The following is a 21,030-nucleotide window of genomic DNA, read 5'->3' as shown; positions in this document are numbered from 1 at the left end:
TTATTTGGTTTTGTTTGTCATTATATTCATCACAAAGCGGTCTGTCTCGCTCATTCCCTTGCTGCCGATGTCGGTAAGATTGTGTATGCTGCGGTCCACATCATCGTCTATGATGCCCTCTACGGACGTCACATGTTTGTTCTGTATCGCAAGCATGGCACTCATCACCGCCGTTCCCACGCCTGTAGTCAGCTTCAAAGCACAGCTCGGTTTCGCGCCGTCGCATATCATTCCGGTGAGGTTTGCAATCATGTTCTTCACCGAAAATGCCACCTGCTCATATGTTCCTCCCATAAGATAGGTTATTCCGCAGCTGCTTCCCGTACTGGCAACGACACATCCGCAAAGGGCGGAGAGCGCTCCGAGAGCCTGCTTTATATATATCGCCGTGAGGTTGCTAAGCACAAGTGCGCGTATGAGTTCTTCTTCGGTGTTGTGGTTTTCCTCGGCAAACACCACCACAGGCATGGTGGCACAGATGCCCTGGTTGCCGCTTCCGCTGTTGCTCATCACGGGAACCATGGCTCCTGCCATACGCGCATCGCAGGCACAACTGGTTACGGAGAGTATGCGCGAGAATATTCCATCGCCCATGATACCGCGTCCCAAGGGACTGCACAGTGTCTTGCCGAGGGCATGACCGTAGTTCTCCGTCAGTCCGCTGTGCGCCGCGTTCTCATTAAGGTGCTTGGCTTCAAGTATGAATTTTATGTCGTCCGTGCATGTCGTCGTGGCATACTCATACACTTTTCTCAACGTCAGTGGAACACAAATGCTCTCCTCGCTCACGGTGCCGGCCTGTTTCTCGAGAAGCACGTCACAGTTCTTCCTCAGATATACAAAGTCCGTATGATGCCCCTTTATTATCGCCTCGGTCTCGTCTTCGCCGCTCCTGCACAGCACACGTATGAACAGCTTGTCGGTGTCGTGCTCTTCAAGGGCAATCTTTATGCGCCCTTCACCGACATATCTGCGCGCCTTCTCCACGGCAACGGCATCGGTGTCGCGAAGCACTTCAAGCCCCAGTTCGTGCCTGCCCACAATCGCTCCCAGTGCCACAGCAATGGGAAGCCCCACCATGCCTGTGCCGGGAATGCCCACACCCATGGCATTTTTCAGTATATTCAGACTGAGACTGAGTTCTATACTGTCGGGAACACGCCCCATAAGAGCCGATGCACGAGACACGCACAGGGCAACGGAAACCGGTTCGGTGCATCCTATCGCCGGCACAACCTGACTGCGTATCAGGGCTGTAATGGCACTTCTTTCAGCATCTGTTATCATAAACCTTATATCATTATATATAATGTATCTATCTGCAAAAGTATAAATAAAACATCTAAAAGCAATGCTTTTAGCATATAAAATATTGGCGGATTGGAAAATAATGGCTATCTTTGCAAAAGAGTTAAGTTTACGAAGGATAATGGATTCTGACACCGCACAGATGTCAGAATCCGTTATTTTCTTTACCATTTGAAAAACTGAAAACACAATAAACAGTTATGGCATACATGTCACAGGAAGGCTATGATAAGATGATAGCCGAACTTCAGCGTTTGGAAAGTATCGAACGCCCGAAGGCTTCTGCCGCAATAGCAGAGGCAAGAGATAAAGGAGATTTGAGTGAGAACTCGGAGTATGACGCGGCAAAGGAGGCACAGGCTCATCTGGAAGACAAGATAAACAAGATGAAACTTGCCATTGCCGAGGCAAAAATCGTGGACACTTCGCGCCTCAGCACCGAATGCGTGCAGATCCTTTCCAAGGTGGAAATGACCAATATGGCGAACAAGGCGAAGATGACATACACCATTGTAAGCGAAAACGAGGCAAACCTGCGCGAGGGAAAGATATCCATCAAGACGCCCATTGCACAGGGACTGCTCAACAAGAAGGTCGGCGACGAGGTTGAGATAACAATTCCGCGCGGAACGATAAAGCTGCGCATAGACAAGATAACGATAGAATAAACGGTCATGGCAGGAATATTCTCAAAGATAGCGGCGGGCGAGATACCCAGTTACAAGTGTGCGGAGAGCGACAGGTTCTATGCCTTTCTCGACATCAGCCCTCTCGTAAAGGGACACACTCTTGTAATACCGCGCCGTGAGGTTGACTACATCTTCGACATGGAAGATGATGAGATTGCCGAGTTTCAGGTGTTTGCCAAGAAGGTGGCAACGGCTATAAAGAGAGCTTTCCCGTGTATAAAGGTGGGACAGGCAGTGCTCGGTCTCGAGGTGCCCCATGCCCACATACACCTCATACCGATGCAAAGCGAGAAGGACATGCTCTTCTCCAACCCCAAGCTGAAGCTCGATGAAGACGAGATGAAGGCAATTGCCGGGAAGATTTACGATGAGTTCTGCAAGCTGTAAGCACGTCTTACGAAACGCAAAATACAAAAGGCGGGTGTGTCAAAATAAGCCGACACACCCGCCTTTTGTATTTTGCGTAACAGTCTAAATGAACTCATCACCGTATTTTATCTGCACTTCATTGATATACTTACGTATCAGTGCCGATGAATCTCCTTTCTTGCAGATAAGCAAGACATTGCCTTTCTCAGCCACAATATACCCGTCAAGCCCGTGTATCACGCCGAGGTGGTCCTTCGGAAGCTTCACAATGTTGTTGCTGCTCTCGGCAAGAACCACCTTCGAACCTATCACAACATTGTCGTCATCGCCCTTGCTCATGCTCTCGTATATGGAGTGCCACGTACCGAGGTCAGCCCAGCCGAAGTCGCACCGCATAACATAAACGTTGTCGTTCTTCTCCAATATACCGTAGTCTATCGACAGGTTGGGAAACGCAGGGAAGTTCTCCTCAATGAAATCAAGCTCTTCTTCAAACGTAACCGGATGTCCTCCGGTATCTATCTTGCGGAACACCGGAGGGAAGATTTTCTTCATACACTCGCGGAGATACTGCACGTTGGCAAGGAAAAGACCTGTGTTCCAGTAGAACTCGCCGCTGTCCATGAACATGCGGGCAAACTCGCGGTCGGGCTTTTCGGTGAATGTCTTAACCTTGTATACATTCTCTGCCTTCGCCTTCTCGCCCATCTGGATATATCCGTAGCCGGGTTCCGGACGCGTGGGCTTTATCCCCATTGTCAGAAGAGAGTCGTTGCTGCCTACGAAGTCAAGTCCTGCAAGGACATTCTCCCTGAACTTATCTTCATTGAACACAGCCTGATCCGACGGCACCACCACAATGCGCGCATCGGGATTTACATGCACTATGCGGTATGTTGCCCATGCCACGCTCGGCGCGGTGTTGCGGAATATAGGCTCACTTAGTATTCTTTCCCTGCTTATCCCCGGCAACTGTTCCTCTACAAGATGCTCATACTCGTGGTTTGTACTTATATATATGTTTTCCTCGGGCACTATTCCGGTCATCCGCTCGTATGTCTGCTGCAACAGAGTCTTGCCCGTTGAAAAGAAATCAAGAAACTGTTTGGGACACTTCTCCCTACTGCACGGCCACAACCTGCGCCCCTTTCCACCGGCAAGTATCAGGCAAAAGTCATTCTCGTTGTATTTCATAATATATCAGTTCATGATTAATGGTGCACTAATATACATATTATTACCGACACTGCCAACGGTTTTTAAGTTTTTTCATACAAAAGTTTGCCGTTTAAGAAATTATCAGTATCTTTGCACCGTCTTATGAAAAGGCATCTGAAAAGCCCAGATGGCGGAATCGGTAGACGCGCTGGTCTCAAACACCAGTGGAGCAATCCGTGCCGGTTCGACCCCGGCTCTGGGTACAGAAGCAAAAGCCAAGAGTTGGATTATCAACTGCTTGGCTTTTTATTTTATCATATAATCAACCGCTTTTTACCTGCATTTACGAAATAAGAAGCATAGAAATGGATGCTTTGCTTGGTGGAATGAAGTAAAAACAGTACCTTTGAAAAAGTTAAACAAATCAAACATCGACCGATGGAACATGATATATGGCAAGAAACAGAAGCACTGCACCGGACGTTTGTAAGGCTCGGTATCAGTAATGCCGTGGACTACGAGAAGTACTACCTGTATTCTCTTATTGCCCACTCAACCGCCATTGAAGGTTCAACACTGACAGAAATGGAAACCCAGTTGCTGTTTGACGAAGGTGTTACTGCTGGCGGCAAACCTCTTGTTTATCATCTGATGAATGAAGACCTGAAACGTGCCTACGAGCTGGCAAGGGAAAAAGCCGTGCAAAAAGCACCCATTACTACTTCTTTTCTAAAATCACTTAATGCCTCTCTGATGCACTCCACCGGAAGCATACATAACGTCATGGGCGGCTCCTTCGACTCATCCAAAGGCGAATTCCGCCTCTGCGGTGTTACAGCTGGCGTCGGCGGACATTCTTACATGGGTTATCAGAAAGTCCCGACGAAGGTCACAGAGCTGTGCCGTCTGCTGCAAGAACGTATCAACACGGCTTCTTCTTTCCGTGAACGATACGAGCTCAGCTTCAACGCCCATCTGAATTTGGTAACCATTCATCCATGGGTCGATGGCAATGGGAGGACCTCCCGTCTGCTGATGAACTACATCCAGTTTGTCTATAACCTTTTCCCTACCAAGATATTCAAGGAAGACCGGGATGAGTATATCCTCTCCTTACGCCGGTCACAGAATGAAGACAGCAACCTGCCTTTCCTCTCTTTTATGGCAAATCAACTAAAGAAGTCTCTCACATTGGAAATAGAACGGTTCCATGCTTTGCAAAAAAGAGGATTTAACTTTATGTTCTGAAAGTTCCCACAACACTGACTTTTCATATAAGAGCCACACCTTATATATTATAAGGAATTAGCATCCTGTGTCCCGTCCTTGCTACGTGAATATATAAAAGCACGTGAGCTGGGGATAAAAATCAGTATCTTTTTTATCGGAACCTCATCCATTACCAAGATATAAAAATGAGTTCCCGTTTGCCAATAAATCATAACCGGAGGGTCATTTAAGCATTTTTTCGTTATTTGCATGCAAGGTTTATGGCAAAAGGGGTTACATTTGTAGATGCCGTTGATAACATACAGGACAACGGCAGGAGATATAAATAAATGAAAGAAACAATAAGAAAGAAGGAGAAAGATTATGAAAGGACTAAAGACTATTGCAGTAATTTTCACCGCCGCACTTGCCATGACGGCATTGCAGTCGTGCGACAACGACAATGAATACATCTACACCGGCGCGTATCCCAACGCAATGGTAACGGTTAAGAAAACAGCTGACGGCGGCGTATACCTGCAGCTGGACGACAAGACCACGCTGCTGCCCGTCAACATGAAGAAGTCTCCGTACTATCTCGACGAGGTCAGGGCATTTGCATCCATAAGGTTCACCGATGACGACAGTAACGGATACACCAAGGCGGCATACGTTCAGTATCTTGACAGCGTGCTGACGAAGTTCACGGCTCCCGACCTCGGCACAGGCAACGACGAGGCATACGGTAACGACCCCATAGACATCGTGCGCGACTGGACCACCGTCGTAGAGGACGGATTTATCACCCTGCGCATACGGGCACCATGGGGAAACAGCAGCAAGGCTCACTATATAAACATGCTCAGAAACACCAACGGCGAAAATCCGTACGAGGTTGAACTGAGACACGATGCACGCGGGGACATATACGGACCGTCGCGCGATGCCGTCGTGGCGTTTAACCTCAAGGACCTGCCCGACACCGGCGGCAAGACGGTGAAGCTGAAAGTGAAATGGAAGTCGCCCGCAGGCACAAAGACACACGAGTTTGACTACCGCAGCCGCGGCACGCAACCTGAAGAATAAGCACGGAAGAAGACACATAACGCCCTTACAAAGGCAATGCAGGAACACGGAGAAATAAGCGGGCAGGACCTGCCCGGACTTATAAGACAGGGAGATACCCATGCGATGAAGGTTCTTTACCTTCGTCACATAGGGTATCTCAAAGCCGTTTGTTCGCGCTACGTCACAACCGACGACGACGTAATGGACATCCTGCACGACAGTTTCATAAAGATAATAATGTCCATAGGCAGGTTCACCCCACGTGGCGAAGGCTCTCTGCGCAGCTGGATGGCACGCATTGTCGCCAACGAATCCATCGACTTTCTCCGCAACAACGCACGGCTGCTCATTGTCGACGACGAGAGCAGCGCCATGTCCATGGAGAGCGAAGAGCCTCCGGAGACCGACGACATACCGCCCGACAGGCTGCACGAGATGATAAGACAGCTGCCCGAGGGCTACCGCACGGTGCTCAACCTCTACGTCTTCGAAGGAATGAGCCACAAGGAGATAGCGGCAATGCTGGGCATAAAAGAAAGCTCGTCGGCATCACAGTTTCACAGGGCAAAGAGCATATTGGCAAGGAAAATCAAGGAATATCAATCATCAAGACATACGGTTTATGAAAGAAGAATGGACAGACAGGCTTAGGGACAGGCTCTCGGGATATGAGGAGAGCGTGCCCGAGGGATTGTGGGAAGACATCGAGTCCGCTCTCTCAAGCCGTATGACGGCAGGCACACCGCAACGAAAAAGCCGGGCGGCAGCAGTATTACGGCGCACCGTGGCAGCCGTCATGGCTGCGGCTGCGGCAGTGGTGACAGGATATATGCTGATAACGGGCGGCAGCATGTCCGGCGTAAAAAAGGCGGAGACAGATGTCGTGACGGGAAGAAACAGTCTTGGTGGCGGCAGCGGAAACGGCGCAAAAGGCACAGCGGTGGCACATGAGGCTGGTTTACTGGCGGCTGTCGCTGACGAGAACACACACGCCGCTTCCACAAAAGAGCCTGAGACATGGACACCGGAGAATGCTACGACAGACGCCGCGGGCACAATTACGGGACAGCATACGGACACCCAAGAACCAACTGAGCACAGGGGCAGCAACAATAAAAGCGGCTCAAGCACCATCGGCAAGGGCAAGGACAACAGGCAAACGGCGACATACGGCACTATGCCGGAGCACGCAGGCAATGGCGGCGGGCGCATATCGCTTTCCCTGTATGCACAGAACAGCACAGTGTCCACACAGCGCACGGCGGCACAGGGCACTCCCCTGCTCTTCTCATCGCCAACGTCATCCGCGCCCGGAGGCAACGCCGAGGGCATACAGCAGGACATGCTGAGCATACTGTACACAAAGCAATATACGGACATACAGAGCACAAAGCATCATTTTCCCATACGTGCCGGCGTGTCCATCCGCTACGACACGGGCAGCAGAACAGGCATAGAGAGCGGACTGACGTACACTCTGCTGAGGTCTGAGATAATATCCGGTAACGGGAAAACACTTAGAAAGACACGCCGCAGGCTGCATTATATCGGCATACCGCTCAACATTTCTTACACCGCATGGCGCGGCAGGCATCTCGAAGCATACGTGTCGGCAGGCGGCGAGATACAGAAGTGCGTGTCGGGAAAGGACGACACGGAGACCGTAACGAACGGCATGGTAACGTCTGCAGAGAGCACCGCCACGAAAGAAAACCGTCTGCAACTGTCCGCAGGTGCCGCGGCAGGCATACAATACAACCTCTCCCCCTCCATAAGCATCTATGCCGAACCGGGCATCAACTGGTATCCTGACAACGGCAGCAGCATGGAGACAATATATAAAGACAAGCCGCTGAACTTCAGCGTAAAGGCGGGAGTGAGGGTAAGAATTACGAATTAAGAGTTAAGAATTAAGAACTAAGATGGGCGGGGAATTAAGAATTAAGAGCATAGAAATTAAGAATTAAGAGTTAAGAATTAAGAAAATATGCTTTGGGCGGGCATCTATAGGACCTATAGGACTTATAAGACCTATAAGACTTATACAACCACCAAGGCATATTTTCTTAATTCCCCGCCCCTCTTAATTCTTAATTCTTAACTCTTAATTCTTAATTTCTCCGTATCTTTGCACCATGAACAGATACACACAATGCGCCCTTCTGTCGGCATCGGCACTGCGGATGATACCCCACATACTGTTTTACATGTCACGCAGGCACACTTTCGACGCCGACCTTGCCCGATACGGGGAGGGCAGCGGAGGAGTGCTCACCTTCATAAAGGTATGCACACGGCAGAAGTCGTTCCGCAACCTATTCTATTACAGGCTGGGCGAATACCGCTCGGTGTTCATAAAATGGATGCTGCCTGAAGACGGCTCGCTCCACATCTGGTGCCCGCACATAGGCTCAGGATGCCACTTCGAACACGCCTACTCCACCTATTTGAATGCCGAAGCCATAGGCGACAACTTCTACTGCCTGCACCTCGTGACACTGGGCAACGGCAAGGGCGGACGCCCAACCATTGGCAACAACGTGAAGATTTATACAGGTGCCACCGTCTTCGGCGGCGTGAAGATAGGCGACAACGCTACCATCGGAGCCGGAGCAGTGGTGTTCTGCGACGTGCCCGACGGATGTACGGTGGTGGGCAATCCGGGCAGGATTGTTGCAAAAGACGGCATTTTGCAGTCTGAAACGCCACCTCTTGGCGTCTGAAATGCCATGTTTTGGAAGCCAAAAGACGGCATTCTGGAAAGCGTCAGGTAACATTTTGAATGTCAGTACATTACAATATTCAATATCAGAACCCTATAACCACACATCTTAAAACCTCAAAACAATGAAGACAGAATTTGAAAAGATGCGTAGTCAGGAGCTTTACGACTTCTCCGACAGCGAAGTATTGGCAAGCGTGGAACGTGCAAACAAGCTCTGCGCCAGGCTCAGTCTGCTTACAACAACAGACGGGGACTATCGCGATACCATAGAACGGCTCATACCGGGAATACCCAAGAACAGCACTGTCGCCCCGCCGTTCAGGTGCGACCACGGTCATGGCATAGTCATAGGCGAGAATACCTTTATAAACTACGGCGGCATATTCCTCGACGGCGGCATGATACGCATAGGGCGAAATGTGAAGATTGGTCCCTCGTGCCGCATCTACACCCCACAGCATCCCGTAGACTATATGGGGCGGCGCGAGCCGAAGGAGACGGCATATCCCGTAACCATAGGCGACGACACATGGATTGGCGGCAGCGTGACGATATGCCCGGGAGTTACCATAGGCAGCAGATGTGTGGTGGCGGCGGGCAGCGTTGTCATACGCGACATACCCGACGACTCGCTTGCAGCAGGCAATCCTGCCGTAATTAAAAGGAGGCTCGGACAATGAAGAACGGCAAGGACATAAGGAAAATACTCTTTGTATGCCTCGGAAACATCTGCCGCTCGCCAGCCGCCGAGGGCGTTATGAAGAAGATGCTCTGCGATGTTGATGCAGAAGAGGATTTTATCATCGGTTCCGCCGGCATAGGGGCATGGCACGCCGGAGAGCTGCCCGACATACGCATGCGCAGGTGCGGAGCCTGCCGCGGATACTGTTTCAACAGCCATGCACGGCAGATATGCCGTGAGGACTTCAGCCGTTTCGACCTCATCGTGGCAATGGACAACGACAATGTGAGGGCGTTGCGCCCGCTTGCACGTAACGACGGCGAACGCAGGAAGATTGTCTGCATGGCAGATTTTTTTACTGGTAACAGCCATTACACCACCGTTCCCGACCCGTATTATGGCACGGAGCGCGATTTTGAGACAGCTCTTGACCTTATTGAAGACGGATGCCGGGGACTGATAAAGCGGATTTATGACGATGTCTGACCGTTTTTCTCCGCTTTTTTGAATGCAGGATGTCATATCCAAAAGAAAACAACGGCTGGCACCATACCTATTAATTGCCATACACATAATACCGAACAATCGGTATCATAATGGCATTTCCACACGCAACAGACGCATAAGACAATCCCGGAGACCTGCAGCGGCACGTCCCGATACCCTAATATAATTACAGGAAAGTTGCAGTTTTTGTTATCGCTTTTTACCGATTTTTAAGTATTGTACACATTTAATTATTACAATACTTTTGCATGCGAAAACAAAAACTGCAATGAAATGAAAAGAAATCTGATATCATTAATGATGTGCGCGGCAGTGTATTCCACAGCCACAGGAACAGCCCGTGCGCAAGTGTCGGCAGCGGACAGTGTGATGCAACATGCCAAGGGAAACCGCCTGAGCATAGGAGGCTACGGCGAGGTGGCTCTGTCACGCAACTTCTACAGCGACAACGTATACCGTTACTCACGCCCCAACCAGTATAAGGACGACCCTGCCCACGGGCGTTTTGACATACCGCACGCAGTGATATATATCAGCTACGACTTCGGCAAAGGCTGGACAATGGGAACCGAGATAGAGTTTGAACACGGCGGTATGGGCGGTGCCGTGGAGCGTGAGTTCGACGAAGCTGCCGAATGGGAACAGGAAACGGAGAAAGGTGGAGAGGTCGAGCTGGAGCAGTTCTGGATACAGAAGTCGTTCGCCCGCTGGGCTAATGTGCGCATGGGTCACATCGTCGTGCCCGTAGGTCTTAACAATGCCCACCACGAACCGCTGCACTATTTCACCGTCTACCGCCCCGAGGGAGAAAACACCATCCTGCCGTCAACATGGCACGACACGGGCATCAGCTTCTGGGGACGGTACGGCGACTTCCGCTACGAGCTTCAGGTTCTTGCCGGACTGGATGCCTTTATGTTCGACCGTGACGGCTGGATACACAACGGTCCGAAGTCGGTATTCGAATATAAGGTAGCCAACAAATACGGCTTTGCGGCACGCATAGACAACTACACAATACCCGGCTTGCGCATAGGACTGAGCGGATACTACGGCGAAGCGATGCACAACACGTTCCCGCATGACATGGAGAACACCTACGGACACATCAAGGGAAAAGTTGCTATAGGTGCCGTTGACTTCACATTCAACCGTTACAACTGGATTGTACGCGGCAATGCAGACTACGGATATGTGGGCGATGCCATGACGATAAGCAACCTGAAACGCAACATCACGTCCAACGACGCCCCGTACAGCAGCACGCCGGTAGGCAAGAATGCCGTCGCCGCAGGCATAGAGGCAGGATATGACATCTTCTCACAGATACCCGGATTGAACGCCGACAACCAGAAGCTGTATGCTTTCGGCCGCTTTGAGTATTACAACTCATACATCCCCGACAAGGTACAGGCGGACTATTCGTACACTGCGAAGAAGAGAATAGCAGCCGGACTGAACTATTATCCGCTGCCGCAGGTAGCCGTTAAGGCGGAATACTCGCACCGTTTCCTCAAAAGCGGATACAACAATGAGCCGTCGGTATCGATAGGCGTTGCATACGAAGGATTTTTCTTATAAACAAATTAATATACAGACAATGAAAAAACTATCCAGTATTTCCAAGGCACTCATGATGGGAGTGCTCTTGACTTTCAGTCTATCATCGTGCAGCGATGACAACGGCGGAGGCGACGACTTCTCCGCAAAGGACTCCGAACTGTCCGCCCTTACAGGCAGATACGTAAACGACGTGATATACGTTACGTACGGCGAGCTTGCCTCGCAGACCGAAAGGCTTTACGAACAGCTTGATGAGGCAAAGTCAAAGTTCAGGGCAAACACCCTTACACAGAATGACATTGACAATATCTGCACGACGTTCCTCGCAGCGCGCGCCGCATGGGAGAAGTCTGAAGCGTTCCTCTTCGGTCCGGCAACGACATTCGGCATCGACCCCCACATCGACACATGGCCTCTCAACGTGACACAGCTTGCCATAGACCTGAGCAACAGCGAGAAGGTAAACACCCTTGACGGAGAAGACGGCATAGAGTATGCACGCACCGGACTCGGCGAGAGCCTGCTCGGCTTCCACGGCATAGAGTTCATCATCTTCCGTGACGGACGCAACCGCACGCTTGCCGAGCTCCGCAGCAACGAGACCGACAACGCCTTTGCCGGCAGGACGGTGACGGGAGAGCAGGAACTAATCTTCGCCACAGCCGTGGCAGGAGACCTGCGCGACAAGTGCTTCCAGCTCGAGGTTTCGTGGATGGGCGACAAGGCACCTGCAAGCCACATAGACCGTGTGGAGGAATGTGAGTTCAACACAACGGTGAACGGCAACGGGCTCAGCTTCGGCGAAGACATGCTCAATGCGGGCAAGGCGGGAAGCACATACACCACATGGCGCAATGTGACAACGACAATTCTCGTCGCCGGATGTGCCAACATCGCGCAGGAAGTGTCAGACCAGAAGATGGGTCAGGCATACCGCGGCGATGACGTAAACTACATAGAGTCGCCTTACAGCAAGAAGTCGTTCCTCGACTTCTACGACAATATCATCAGCATAAAGAACAGCCTTTACGGCAACATCGACGGCACAACGTGGCACCGCGAGTCGGTAATGGCATATCTTACGCAGCACAATCCTGACATTGCCGCAGAGCTTAATGCAAGGCTTAACGGCGCACTGACAGCACTGACGGCATGCCGCAACAGCGGAACGGCATTCGTGGACGCTCCCAACGCGGCATACGTAAAGACGGCAATGGACGCCATCGGCGACCTCGACGAGAAGCTGAACGAGGCTGCGCAGTGGATTGCAAGAAACTGACACGGATATCCATACCGGTCATTTGCAGGGTGTTTCAAAATTCAACTCTTCCAACCTGTAGGGACATATTCTTGTATTTGTCCGTCAAATAAATACTGAAAATCAATCTGTTATAAGCGGACAAATACAAGAATATGTCCCTACAGGTTGCTGTATGAGTATTTTGACACACCCTCATGGCTAATATTCCTTATCAGACAAAAGAACATATAAATAAACCAAGGAAACATGAATTTAAGAAAAGGAACAAGCCTTCTGCTTGTAGGCGGCATGCTGGGCATGTCGCTGTTGTCGTGTTCAGACGACGACAACATCAACCCCGGTGCCGGCAATACGGACGACGTAAACTTCATAGGCAAGGCTGTGGGAAACTTTGAAGCGTCTGAATGGTATCCCGGAGGCGAACTCGGAACGACCGGCAACGTAACGGCGGGATGCTATGAGGACGAGACTCCCGCCGTGACGCAAATGGGACTGACGGACCACTTTAACCGTGGCGAACTGTTCTTTGAGCGCAACGTAACGACAGACACGCCGCCATTCAACGGCCTCGGTCCGGCGTATGTCCGCAAGTCGTGCCTTGACTGCCACCCGGGATACGGGCACGGGAAGCGTGTGAACAAATATACGGCAGAATGGGGAAACGGATATCTGCTCGTGGTATATCATCCCGCAGACGGCGACAACAGCGACGACGGTCCGTACATCACGGAGGTTACGGGCATGCCGCAGACAAGGGCAACATCGCCTTTCCTGCCTCCTATAGAGGAAGAGCAGATACAGCTGGAATGGAAAAACATCACGGCAATGGAGAGCGGCATACCAATGGCATTCCCCGACGGCGAGAAGTATGAGCTTATCTATCCGGAACTGAACATCCCGGCAAGTGCCTTCAATACAGACCCCGTGCCGACCAATCTTGCCTTCCGCCTTGAGTCTACAATCGGCATCATCGGTACGGGACTGCTCGACGCCATACCCGAGGAGGATATAAAGAAGCAGTATATGGAAGAGGCAAAGTATGCTGAACTGAACCCTAACTTCTGGGACAAGGCTGCAAACGACTGGGCGGCAGGGGCATGGTACACGCTTGCCGACGGACAGAAGAAGATAAAGCGTTTCACATACGCCATGACACGTGCCTCGCTGCAGGACGGTGCCGGTGCAAACGCCATCTGGAACATACCCAACGTGAGCCGCAGCGACCGCCCGTATCTTTACACCACCGACGCGTGGGCAAACGCAATGTCGAAGAACAGCTCGGTGATAAGCAGCATAAAGGCAAACCCCGCGTCTCCATATTATGCCGACGGAACGGACGAGGGAATAGCCGATGCGGTGAAGAACCTGCTCTCTCCAAAGACCAACCAGTTTGACAACCGCTGGCACAACTTCACCCCTGACATGTCTGACGACAACTACTACTCGTTCCTTGTGTGGCACCGCGGACTGTCAATACCGCGCGCACGCAACCTCAACGACAGCGAGGTACAGCAGGGAAAGAAGGTCTTCATGCAGATAGGGTGTGCCACATGCCACCGCCCGTCATGGACAACAGGCAGCGACGACTACTGGGCACCGGCATGTATCGGCGGACGCGAGCTTCCCAAATATCCCAGGCAGAAGATATATCCGTATACCGACATGATACAGCACCGCCTGTTCATGAAGAACGGCATACACGGCTCATGGTGCCGCACGACACCGCTGTGGGGACGCGGACTGTCAATGGTCAACACCGGAGCTGAGGACCGGCTGCACGACTGCCGCGCACGCAACGAGATAGAGGCAATAATGTGGCACGGATACAGCAAGAACTCCGATGCCTATGAGTCTACGCTGAAATTCTACAACCTAAGCAAGCGCGACCGCGACGCTGTCGTGAAATTCCTGAGGTCCATATAACCATGATGACATGCCGGGATATATATACATGCCAGCAAAGGCATCTTTATATATTCCGGCATATCTCTTTCATAACCACACAAGCCAGATATATATGATCCGGAAGACTGTCATTTCCCTATATTGCCTTATTATAATATGTATGGGCACTGCAACTTTCATTGAAAAATGGTACGGTACGGAGTTTGTACACCTGCGCATATACGGTGCATGGTGGTTCACGGCGGCATGGGGGCTGCTTGCCGCTGCCGGAATAATATATTTTGTCAGGTCGCATGTGAGACGCCGCTCCGCTACAGCCCTTCATCTTTCGTTTGCCATAATACTGCTTGGAGCCATGCTCACCCGCGTGTCGGCACGGCACGGAAGCCTGCATCTGCGCTGCGGCGAAACAGCCGGCAGGTATTATGCAGACTGCGGCAACGGAAATACGGAAGAACTGACGTTGCCGTTCGAGATAAGCCTCGACTCGTTCTACATTGACTATCACGAAGGGACGGAGGCTGCCGCAGACTATGTGTCTGTGGTGACCGTCAGGGACAACGGCGGCAAGACACGGCACAAAGTGTCGATGAACAAGATATTATCGCACAATTCCATGCGGCTGTATCAGGCATCATACGATGAGGACGGGCAAGGGAGCGTGCTCGCCGTCAGCTCCGATCCGTGGGGAATACCCGTAACCTACACGGGATATGCCCTGCTCTTCCTTTCGCTGGCATGGATGCTTGCCGACCCCAGGGGCGGTTTCCGCCGCCTGCTGCGGCATCCGCTGCTGCGCAGGGGCGCGCTCATCATGATATTGTCTGCCGCCGGAGTCCATACAGTGTCTGCGGTTCCGGCACGGCCCAAAGACGTGGCAGGGAAGTTCGGGCAGCTTAACATCCTCTACAACAACCGCATCTGCCCGATGCAGACATTCGCCATAGACTTTACCAAAAAGCTGTACGGTGACACAAGCTATAAAGGATACACGGCAGAGCAGGTGCTGACAGGATTTATATTCTATGGCGACGAATGGAGCAACGAACCGGTTATAAGGATGAAAGGCGGTGCAATGAAGTCGCGGCTGCAGCTGCCCGGTTATGTCAGCGTGAACACTTTCTTCAACCGTGATATGGGCGGATATACCATAGGTCCGTATCTTCAGGAATATTACAAGGGGGCAGACGACGAGTTCCACAGAAACGTTGCTGACATGGACGACAGGCTGCAACTGGTAATGAACCTGCGCCGCGGCACGCTGCTGAAGGTATTCCCGTGCACGGACAGCAGCGGGCACACGGTGTGGCATGCACCAACAGGCAAACTGCCCGCCGGCATGGATGAGACGCAAAAGGCATATATACAGAATGTGTTCACGCTGCTCTACCAGTATGTCATGGCGGCAGACACGGCAGGCTTCCGTGCCGTGACAGACAAGATGATAAGATACCAGCACAAGAACGGCGGCAACTCCCTGCCAGGCAAGAACAGGATAACGGCAGAAAGGATTTACAACGCCATACCGTTTGCAAAAATCCTCTTTATGGTAAACCTCGCCATGGGGCTTGTCACGCTTGCTGCCGCCATATTCCGGCTTACGCACAGAAACACGGAACGCTACAGGCAGAAGCTGTACAGCCATGCCGCAACGGCTGTAATGGCTGCATCTTTCGCCGCGCTGACCGTCTGCGGGGCACTGCGCTGGATTGTCAGCGGCACGATACCGATGGCTAACGGATACGAGACAATGCTGCTCATGGCATGGTGCATACAGTTTGTGTCCATAGTCACTTACCGCCGTTTCAGGATAATGCAGACATTCGGCTTCCTTCTGTCGGGCCTCTTCCTGCTCGTGGCGCATATCAGCGGCATGGACCCGCAGATAACCCACGTCATGCCCGTGTTGTCGTCGCCGCTGCTCAGCATACACGTATCCATGATAATGATGGCGTTCGCACTGCTGTCGCTGACATTCGTCTGCGGCATGACGGCACTCACGCTGCATGCCGCACGCAAAGGGACCGGCGTGGAGACAGCCACGGACATGGAGGCACTGCGCCTGCTTTCACTCCTTTTCCTCTATCCCGCACTTGCGACGCTCGGTGCGGGCATATTCATAGGTGCCGTATGGGCAAACGTGTCATGGGGCACCTACTGGAGCTGGGACCCGAAAGAGGTATGGGCGCTCATTGTCTTCATGGTCTACGGATGTGCCGTACATCACCGTTCCATACCGCAGATGCGCCGCCCCATGTTTTTCCATGCCTTCATGACTGCCGCGTTTCTCACCATACTGATGACATATTTCGGCGTGAACTACTTTCTCGGAGGCATGCACTCTTATGCTTAAACTTGCCTGTCAAGGCATCTCCCTGCACACATTCCCGTACCGGGCGTTCATGCCTCATTCCTGTTGGCAGGGTTACAACAGGCATGAACGGGCACGGATGTTCCGGTCTGTTACATTTCAGGTGCTTTTTCTTACGGTTTTCTGTCACGGCAGCCCGGTTTCCAAAAGGCGGTCTTTTGGCGTCCAAGAGGTCATCTCTTAGCTTCCAAAAGACCGCCTTTCAGAGCCTCAAAGACCATGTTTCAGAATGTAAGACATCTGTAGGATGAAAATATCCTGCATTCTGACACACCTGCGTTGCCGCTTCCGGAGCAACTGCCGGGGTATATATTTTTAATACAACAGAATGATAAAAAATGGTAAATTGTCAAAAAATACCATTCTCCAAACTATGATTTTTGTATTAAAATAATGGTAAAATAATTCAAACGGGATTTTTATTTACATACAAATACATTCGTTAACACTCATTAACGGGGGGGGTAATTGAATGTTATTCCTTTACTTTACATTTGCAGCGGTATAATCAGGCAATCTGGTTTAAGTGATGTAATTATAACTTTTCTATTAACAAAAAATTAACAAAAACAAAACCTTTTATGTTTAAGTTTTTACGTGTTTATGTCTTTTCTGCACTCCTGCTGTGCTGTAACAGCATGATTAAGGCAGACTCTGAGACTTTCAGGGTAAAATTCATAGGCACAGCAGATGCCTCTACAATTCCGTTTGGTACTGAAAATGTGAAAATGTTGTTTGGCAATACGTATACCACAGGCAATGTGTGGAGAAGCTACACACGTACAATTAATAAAACAACGGTGTATACTGTAAACTGTGGCGACGACGCAAAGCTGGCAGACGGAGTTTCCAACCCCAACGGAAAAATCCCGGCAAAAGGATGTTATTATCAGTTCACTCCGCTGAAAGACGGAACTCTTGATGTGAAGCTTGTTATAAAAACCACACAAGAACGTAATTTGTATATAATAGACGAAAACGGAAATTCAATATATAATGCTGTTTGTGTGCAGGATGACAATACGCAGTTGCCTTATAGCAACAATGCCTTTACCATTCCAAATACCACCAATGCATATCGGTCGATTAACTGTAGAGTCAATGTAAGTGCAGGCACTACATACTATATATATGGAGGCAGCACAAGACCGGGCTTTGCAGGCTACGACTTCTATCCGGCAGGAGCGACGGAGACTTTGGCTTTTACCAAGACCGATGATGCAAATAAATATGTAGGTACTACAAAGACATTCGACAATACGAATGTAACGCTGACACTTGGCGAGGACGGAACGGCAGATGCAGCAAAACAATGGAAATGGGAAAACAGAGTGGGTGATTATGTTTCATACCTTTCCGGAACCAACGCATCTTTAACTGACAACGACATACCTGCTTCAGGATGCTATACCCGATATACGGCAAAGACCGACGGAAAGCTGGTTGTAAGGCTGATAACAAAGACGGGAGCCGGAAAGAGTTTTAAGATTATCGACAAAGACGGCAACGGGATGCCTGCCGTATGTATATATGAAGGAAAGAGACTTGAAAGTACAGAAGCTGGAACTTTCACCCTGCCGAATGATAATGTATATCACCTTATCTTATGCGAGATTTATGCAAAAATCGAGGGCGACTATTATATATATGGTGTAGGTACAAGGCTCGGCTTTGCCGGATACGACTTTATGCCGGCAGGAACTGCCGAGAGCCTTGAAGTGGACAAAGACCAGAAGCCCGGAAAAACTTATCAGACACTTTCACGCTCTGAAGAGAAAAACGCCGAGGACAACAGCGGAACGCTTCAGGCAAGCCTGTCTCTCACGCCGGCATTGTACATAACACTTGGAAACGGAACATGGAGTGCCCCTATGACGATAGAATCACAAAAAGAAGACGGGTATAAACTGGCATCCCACTTTGAGTGGGAGATTATTCCGGACAGCAAGTCGGTACCTACGGACGGCAAGGATCCAAACAGCTATTTCTTCGATGGCAACGAGAACAAATCACTGCCTGTAAAAGGAGCGTTCTATACCATTACGGCAATGAAGAGCGGCACAATATACCTGTATTTTGACAAAGATGACAAGACAAAGTTCGGACAACTGTGGATAACCGACTCTAAAGGCAATCCCGTTGAGGACTATCCAAACGGTATTTACGACAACAAGGCAGAAGGTGGCATAGCATTATATAATACCACACAGTCGTTCATGTTCCATGCTACGGCAGGCACTACATATTATATATTCAACAGCCAGAGAGAATGGGACGGAAAATCTTACAATAATCCTAACCGCATTCGTCTTGCCGGAGTAATCTATTCAGACGGTGAAACAAACATCACCGACAATTATTATAACATAATGAACGGCAACGTACATGAGGTCGGCGACCAGATAAAGATTCCGGGCATGGTAATGACATTCGGCGGTCAGGACAAGAAGAACAACATATACACCATGGCAAAGCAGGATGATGTATTCATTGCCTATAAAGCCGATGACAATGTGGAGCTTCGCTATGGATATGCCACGGCAGGAAACGAGACTCCGACAAACGAACTGAGGAATATCTCGGGCATGGGCAGCAATACGTTCAGCCCCAACACAAACACCCACAGCCTGCCATTCTATGGCACATACTATAAGTTTGAACCTCAATGCAGCGGAGAACTTACTGTACACGTACTGCAGAACGGCGCGCTCGACCTTGACGAGAACGGAGTACCGAATAATGATGTAGTAACAAAAAAAGAACTCAAAGTCCGCCCGCTCTATATTGCCGATGAGAAGGGAAACACCATAAATGCAAAAGAGGTGAAAGTAAACGGGCAATTGAAGTTTGAGCACAACGGAGAATATGATTTCACGAGTTATGAGAACTATAACGTATATAAGGAACAATGGGAAAAGGCTTCAAAAGGCAATAACTTTGAAATATCAGGAAACGGTGACGGCGGATATGTTCTTATAAACAAAGCATACTGCAAATACATATTTGACGTAAAGCCGGGCAAGACATACTTTGTATTCACAAACTCGAGCAAACTGGGTTTCTGCGGACTTAAGTTCATACCAAATGAAAATAACACGGCAACGCCTGTCACTCTTTACGAGAAATCGACAACAGAACCGTTGTTCACAAAGGATACAGATGTGACAATAACATATAATAGGAGTTTCAAGGCTGACACATGGATGCCTGTAACGCTTCCGTACAGTATGACGGAGACACAGGTTGAAAGAACCTTCGGAGAGGGAACAATGGTTATATACTTCGACGGCATAGAAGGAAACACGATAAAGTTCAAGAAGCATGGCTATCAGATGATAGTTGCAGGAAGACCTTGTTTTGTGAAGCCTACTAAGAGCGGGACGGGTTTCGGACCTGTTTCTGAAACGGATGAAGCTCATAATGTTGAAATAAACAAGGCTGTAACGAATTTCAACTCAGGCTTGGCATACGTTACCATAGATGGTGAGACCATCGAACTCGACAAGAACGGCAAGAAGGACGGCACGCTTAACGGCAAGTTCAACTTCACACTCAACGCTTCTTACATAAAACAGGAAAAGGCACTTCTTCCGAACGACTACTACTTTGGAGGCGACGGCAAGATATACCGCACACAGGAAGGTGAGAATTGGGACATCAAGGGTTACCGCTCTTTCTTCAAGTGTAGCGACAACACATCGGGAGCCAAGGCAATTCTTAACGGTGCTGACTTCGGAGAGGACAGCGGCACAACGGCGATAGACCATGTTACAGCAGACAACGGCAACGTAATCTCTGCAAATGCAGTAATCTACGACCTAAACGGAAGGATTGTGAAGACAAACACAGAAGGACTTAAAGACCTCGTAAAGGGTGTGTATATAGTAAACGGAAAGAAAGTAACGGTTAAATAAGAGACAACGATGAAAGAATTAAAAGGATATATTGCCCCGTGCATAAATGTATTTGAGATAAGCACAGAGTATATGATGATGGCAGGTTCGGGACCGGATACGGAGACGACAGATCCGGGAGGGGGCAAAGTTCCTGGCGGTCCGGAGACAGGCACGGGCACGGGCGAAGGTCCCGGAGCAAAGCCTTACACGCCGTGGGAGAATGACGGAGAGTGGTGAGGCTCATTCAAGGACGATAAATACATTTGACCAATAACCCCAAGGCGGGTGTATAAGAATCTTGTGTTCTATTAAGTGTAGG

The 21,030-nt window shown here is 50.1% G+C and carries 17 protein-coding genes and 1 tRNA gene; 16 read left to right on the top strand and 2 right to left on the bottom strand.

The features are described 5' to 3' along the window. Positions 1 to 1,287 carry an L-cysteine desulfidase family protein gene (locus HPS54_RS01035; RefSeq protein WP_172343635.1) on the bottom strand — a complete coding sequence of 429 codons (1,287 nt, stop codon included), beginning with the start codon at positions 1,285 to 1,287 and terminating at the stop codon, positions 1 to 3. 221 nt (positions 1,288 to 1,508) lie between these two features. Here HPS54_RS01035 and greA point away from each other — a divergent pair, with 221 nt between their 5' ends. After that, positions 1,509 to 1,976 (top strand): transcription elongation factor GreA, encoded by a 468-nt coding sequence (gene greA, locus HPS54_RS01030; protein ID WP_172343634.1) that lies wholly within the window; start codon positions 1,509 to 1,511, stop codon positions 1,974 to 1,976. A gap of 6 nt (positions 1,977 to 1,982) precedes the next feature. After that, positions 1,983 to 2,384, top strand: a complete 402-nt coding sequence (locus tag HPS54_RS01025) for an HIT family protein (RefSeq protein WP_172343633.1) — start codon at positions 1,983 to 1,985, stop codon at positions 2,382 to 2,384. Positions 2,385 to 2,468: 84 nt separating this feature from the next. Here the strand turns inward: HPS54_RS01025 and HPS54_RS01020 are convergent, their stop codons facing one another. Continuing rightward, on the bottom strand, positions 2,469 to 3,560 hold the full coding sequence (locus HPS54_RS01020) for a mannose-1-phosphate guanylyltransferase (RefSeq protein ID WP_172343632.1): 1,092 nt from the start codon (positions 3,558 to 3,560) through the stop codon (positions 2,469 to 2,471). Between the two features lie 145 nt (positions 3,561 to 3,705). Here HPS54_RS01020 and HPS54_RS01015 point away from each other — a divergent pair. From HPS54_RS01015 to HPS54_RS00950, 14 genes are all read left to right on the top strand, one after another. Continuing rightward, positions 3,706 to 3,787 (top strand) — tRNA-Leu (locus HPS54_RS01015). 175 nt (positions 3,788 to 3,962) lie between these two features. Beyond that, entirely contained in the window at positions 3,963 to 4,772 is an 810-nt protein-coding gene (locus HPS54_RS01010) for a Fic family protein (protein ID WP_172343631.1), read from the top strand. A 345-nt stretch (positions 4,773 to 5,117) separates the two neighbouring features. Next, positions 5,118 to 5,819, top strand: a complete 702-nt coding sequence (locus HPS54_RS01005) for a NigD1/NigD2 family lipoprotein (RefSeq protein WP_172343630.1) — start codon at positions 5,118 to 5,120, stop codon at positions 5,817 to 5,819. Between the two features lie 36 nt (positions 5,820 to 5,855). Continuing rightward, positions 5,856 to 6,452: an RNA polymerase sigma factor gene (locus tag HPS54_RS01000; protein ID WP_172343629.1), complete on the top strand. Its 597-nt coding sequence runs from the start codon at positions 5,856 to 5,858 to the stop codon at positions 6,450 to 6,452. Next, positions 6,424 to 7,701, top strand: coding sequence for an outer membrane beta-barrel protein (locus HPS54_RS00995; RefSeq protein WP_172343628.1), 1,278 nt, complete (start codon positions 6,424 to 6,426; stop codon positions 7,699 to 7,701). Before HPS54_RS01000 ends, HPS54_RS00995 begins: the two co-directional genes overlap by 29 nt. A 235-nt stretch (positions 7,702 to 7,936) precedes the next feature. Further along, positions 7,937 to 8,524, top strand: a complete 588-nt coding sequence (locus HPS54_RS00990) for a serine O-acetyltransferase (RefSeq protein WP_172343627.1) — start codon at positions 7,937 to 7,939, stop codon at positions 8,522 to 8,524. A gap of 124 nt (positions 8,525 to 8,648) precedes the next feature. After that, a complete protein-coding gene (locus tag HPS54_RS00985) occupies positions 8,649 to 9,206 on the top strand; it encodes a sugar O-acetyltransferase (protein ID WP_172343626.1) in 558 nt (185 codons plus the stop codon). Then, on the top strand, positions 9,203 to 9,694 hold the full coding sequence (locus HPS54_RS00980; RefSeq protein ID WP_172343625.1) for a low molecular weight protein-tyrosine-phosphatase: 492 nt from the start codon (positions 9,203 to 9,205) through the stop codon (positions 9,692 to 9,694). The genes HPS54_RS00985 and HPS54_RS00980 overlap by 4 nt, the downstream gene beginning before the upstream one ends. Positions 9,695 to 9,988: 294 nt before the next feature. Continuing rightward, positions 9,989 to 11,296: a hypothetical protein gene (locus HPS54_RS00975; protein WP_420907304.1), complete on the top strand. Its 1,308-nt coding sequence runs from the start codon at positions 9,989 to 9,991 to the stop codon at positions 11,294 to 11,296. A 19-nt stretch (positions 11,297 to 11,315) separates the two neighbouring features. After that, positions 11,316 to 12,557, top strand: a complete 1,242-nt coding sequence (locus HPS54_RS00970) for an imelysin family protein (protein WP_172343624.1) — start codon at positions 11,316 to 11,318, stop codon at positions 12,555 to 12,557. Between the two features lie 228 nt (positions 12,558 to 12,785). Next, on the top strand, positions 12,786 to 14,462 hold the full coding sequence (locus HPS54_RS00965; RefSeq protein WP_172343623.1) for a di-heme oxidoredictase family protein: 1,677 nt from the start codon (positions 12,786 to 12,788) through the stop codon (positions 14,460 to 14,462). Positions 14,463 to 14,604: 142 nt separating this feature from the next. Next, positions 14,605 to 16,797, top strand: coding sequence for a cytochrome c biogenesis protein CcsA (locus HPS54_RS00960; RefSeq protein ID WP_253951900.1), 2,193 nt, complete (start codon positions 14,605 to 14,607; stop codon positions 16,795 to 16,797). A gap of 599 nt (positions 16,798 to 17,396) precedes the next feature. Further along, positions 17,397 to 20,729 (top strand): hypothetical protein, encoded by a 3,333-nt coding sequence (locus tag HPS54_RS00955; protein WP_172343621.1) that lies wholly within the window; start codon positions 17,397 to 17,399, stop codon positions 20,727 to 20,729. Between the two features lie 9 nt (positions 20,730 to 20,738). Beyond that, on the top strand, positions 20,739 to 20,948 hold the full coding sequence (locus HPS54_RS00950; RefSeq protein ID WP_172343620.1) for a hypothetical protein: 210 nt from the start codon (positions 20,739 to 20,741) through the stop codon (positions 20,946 to 20,948). The last annotated feature ends 82 nt before the right edge of the window (positions 20,949 to 21,030 follow it).

Origin of the sequence: Xylanibacter caecicola (assembly GCF_013166515.1) — a bacterium.
GTDB classification, from domain to species: domain Bacteria; phylum Bacteroidota; class Bacteroidia; order Bacteroidales; family Bacteroidaceae; genus Prevotella; species Prevotella caecicola.
This window is presented reverse-complemented; position numbering and strand designations above follow the sequence as displayed.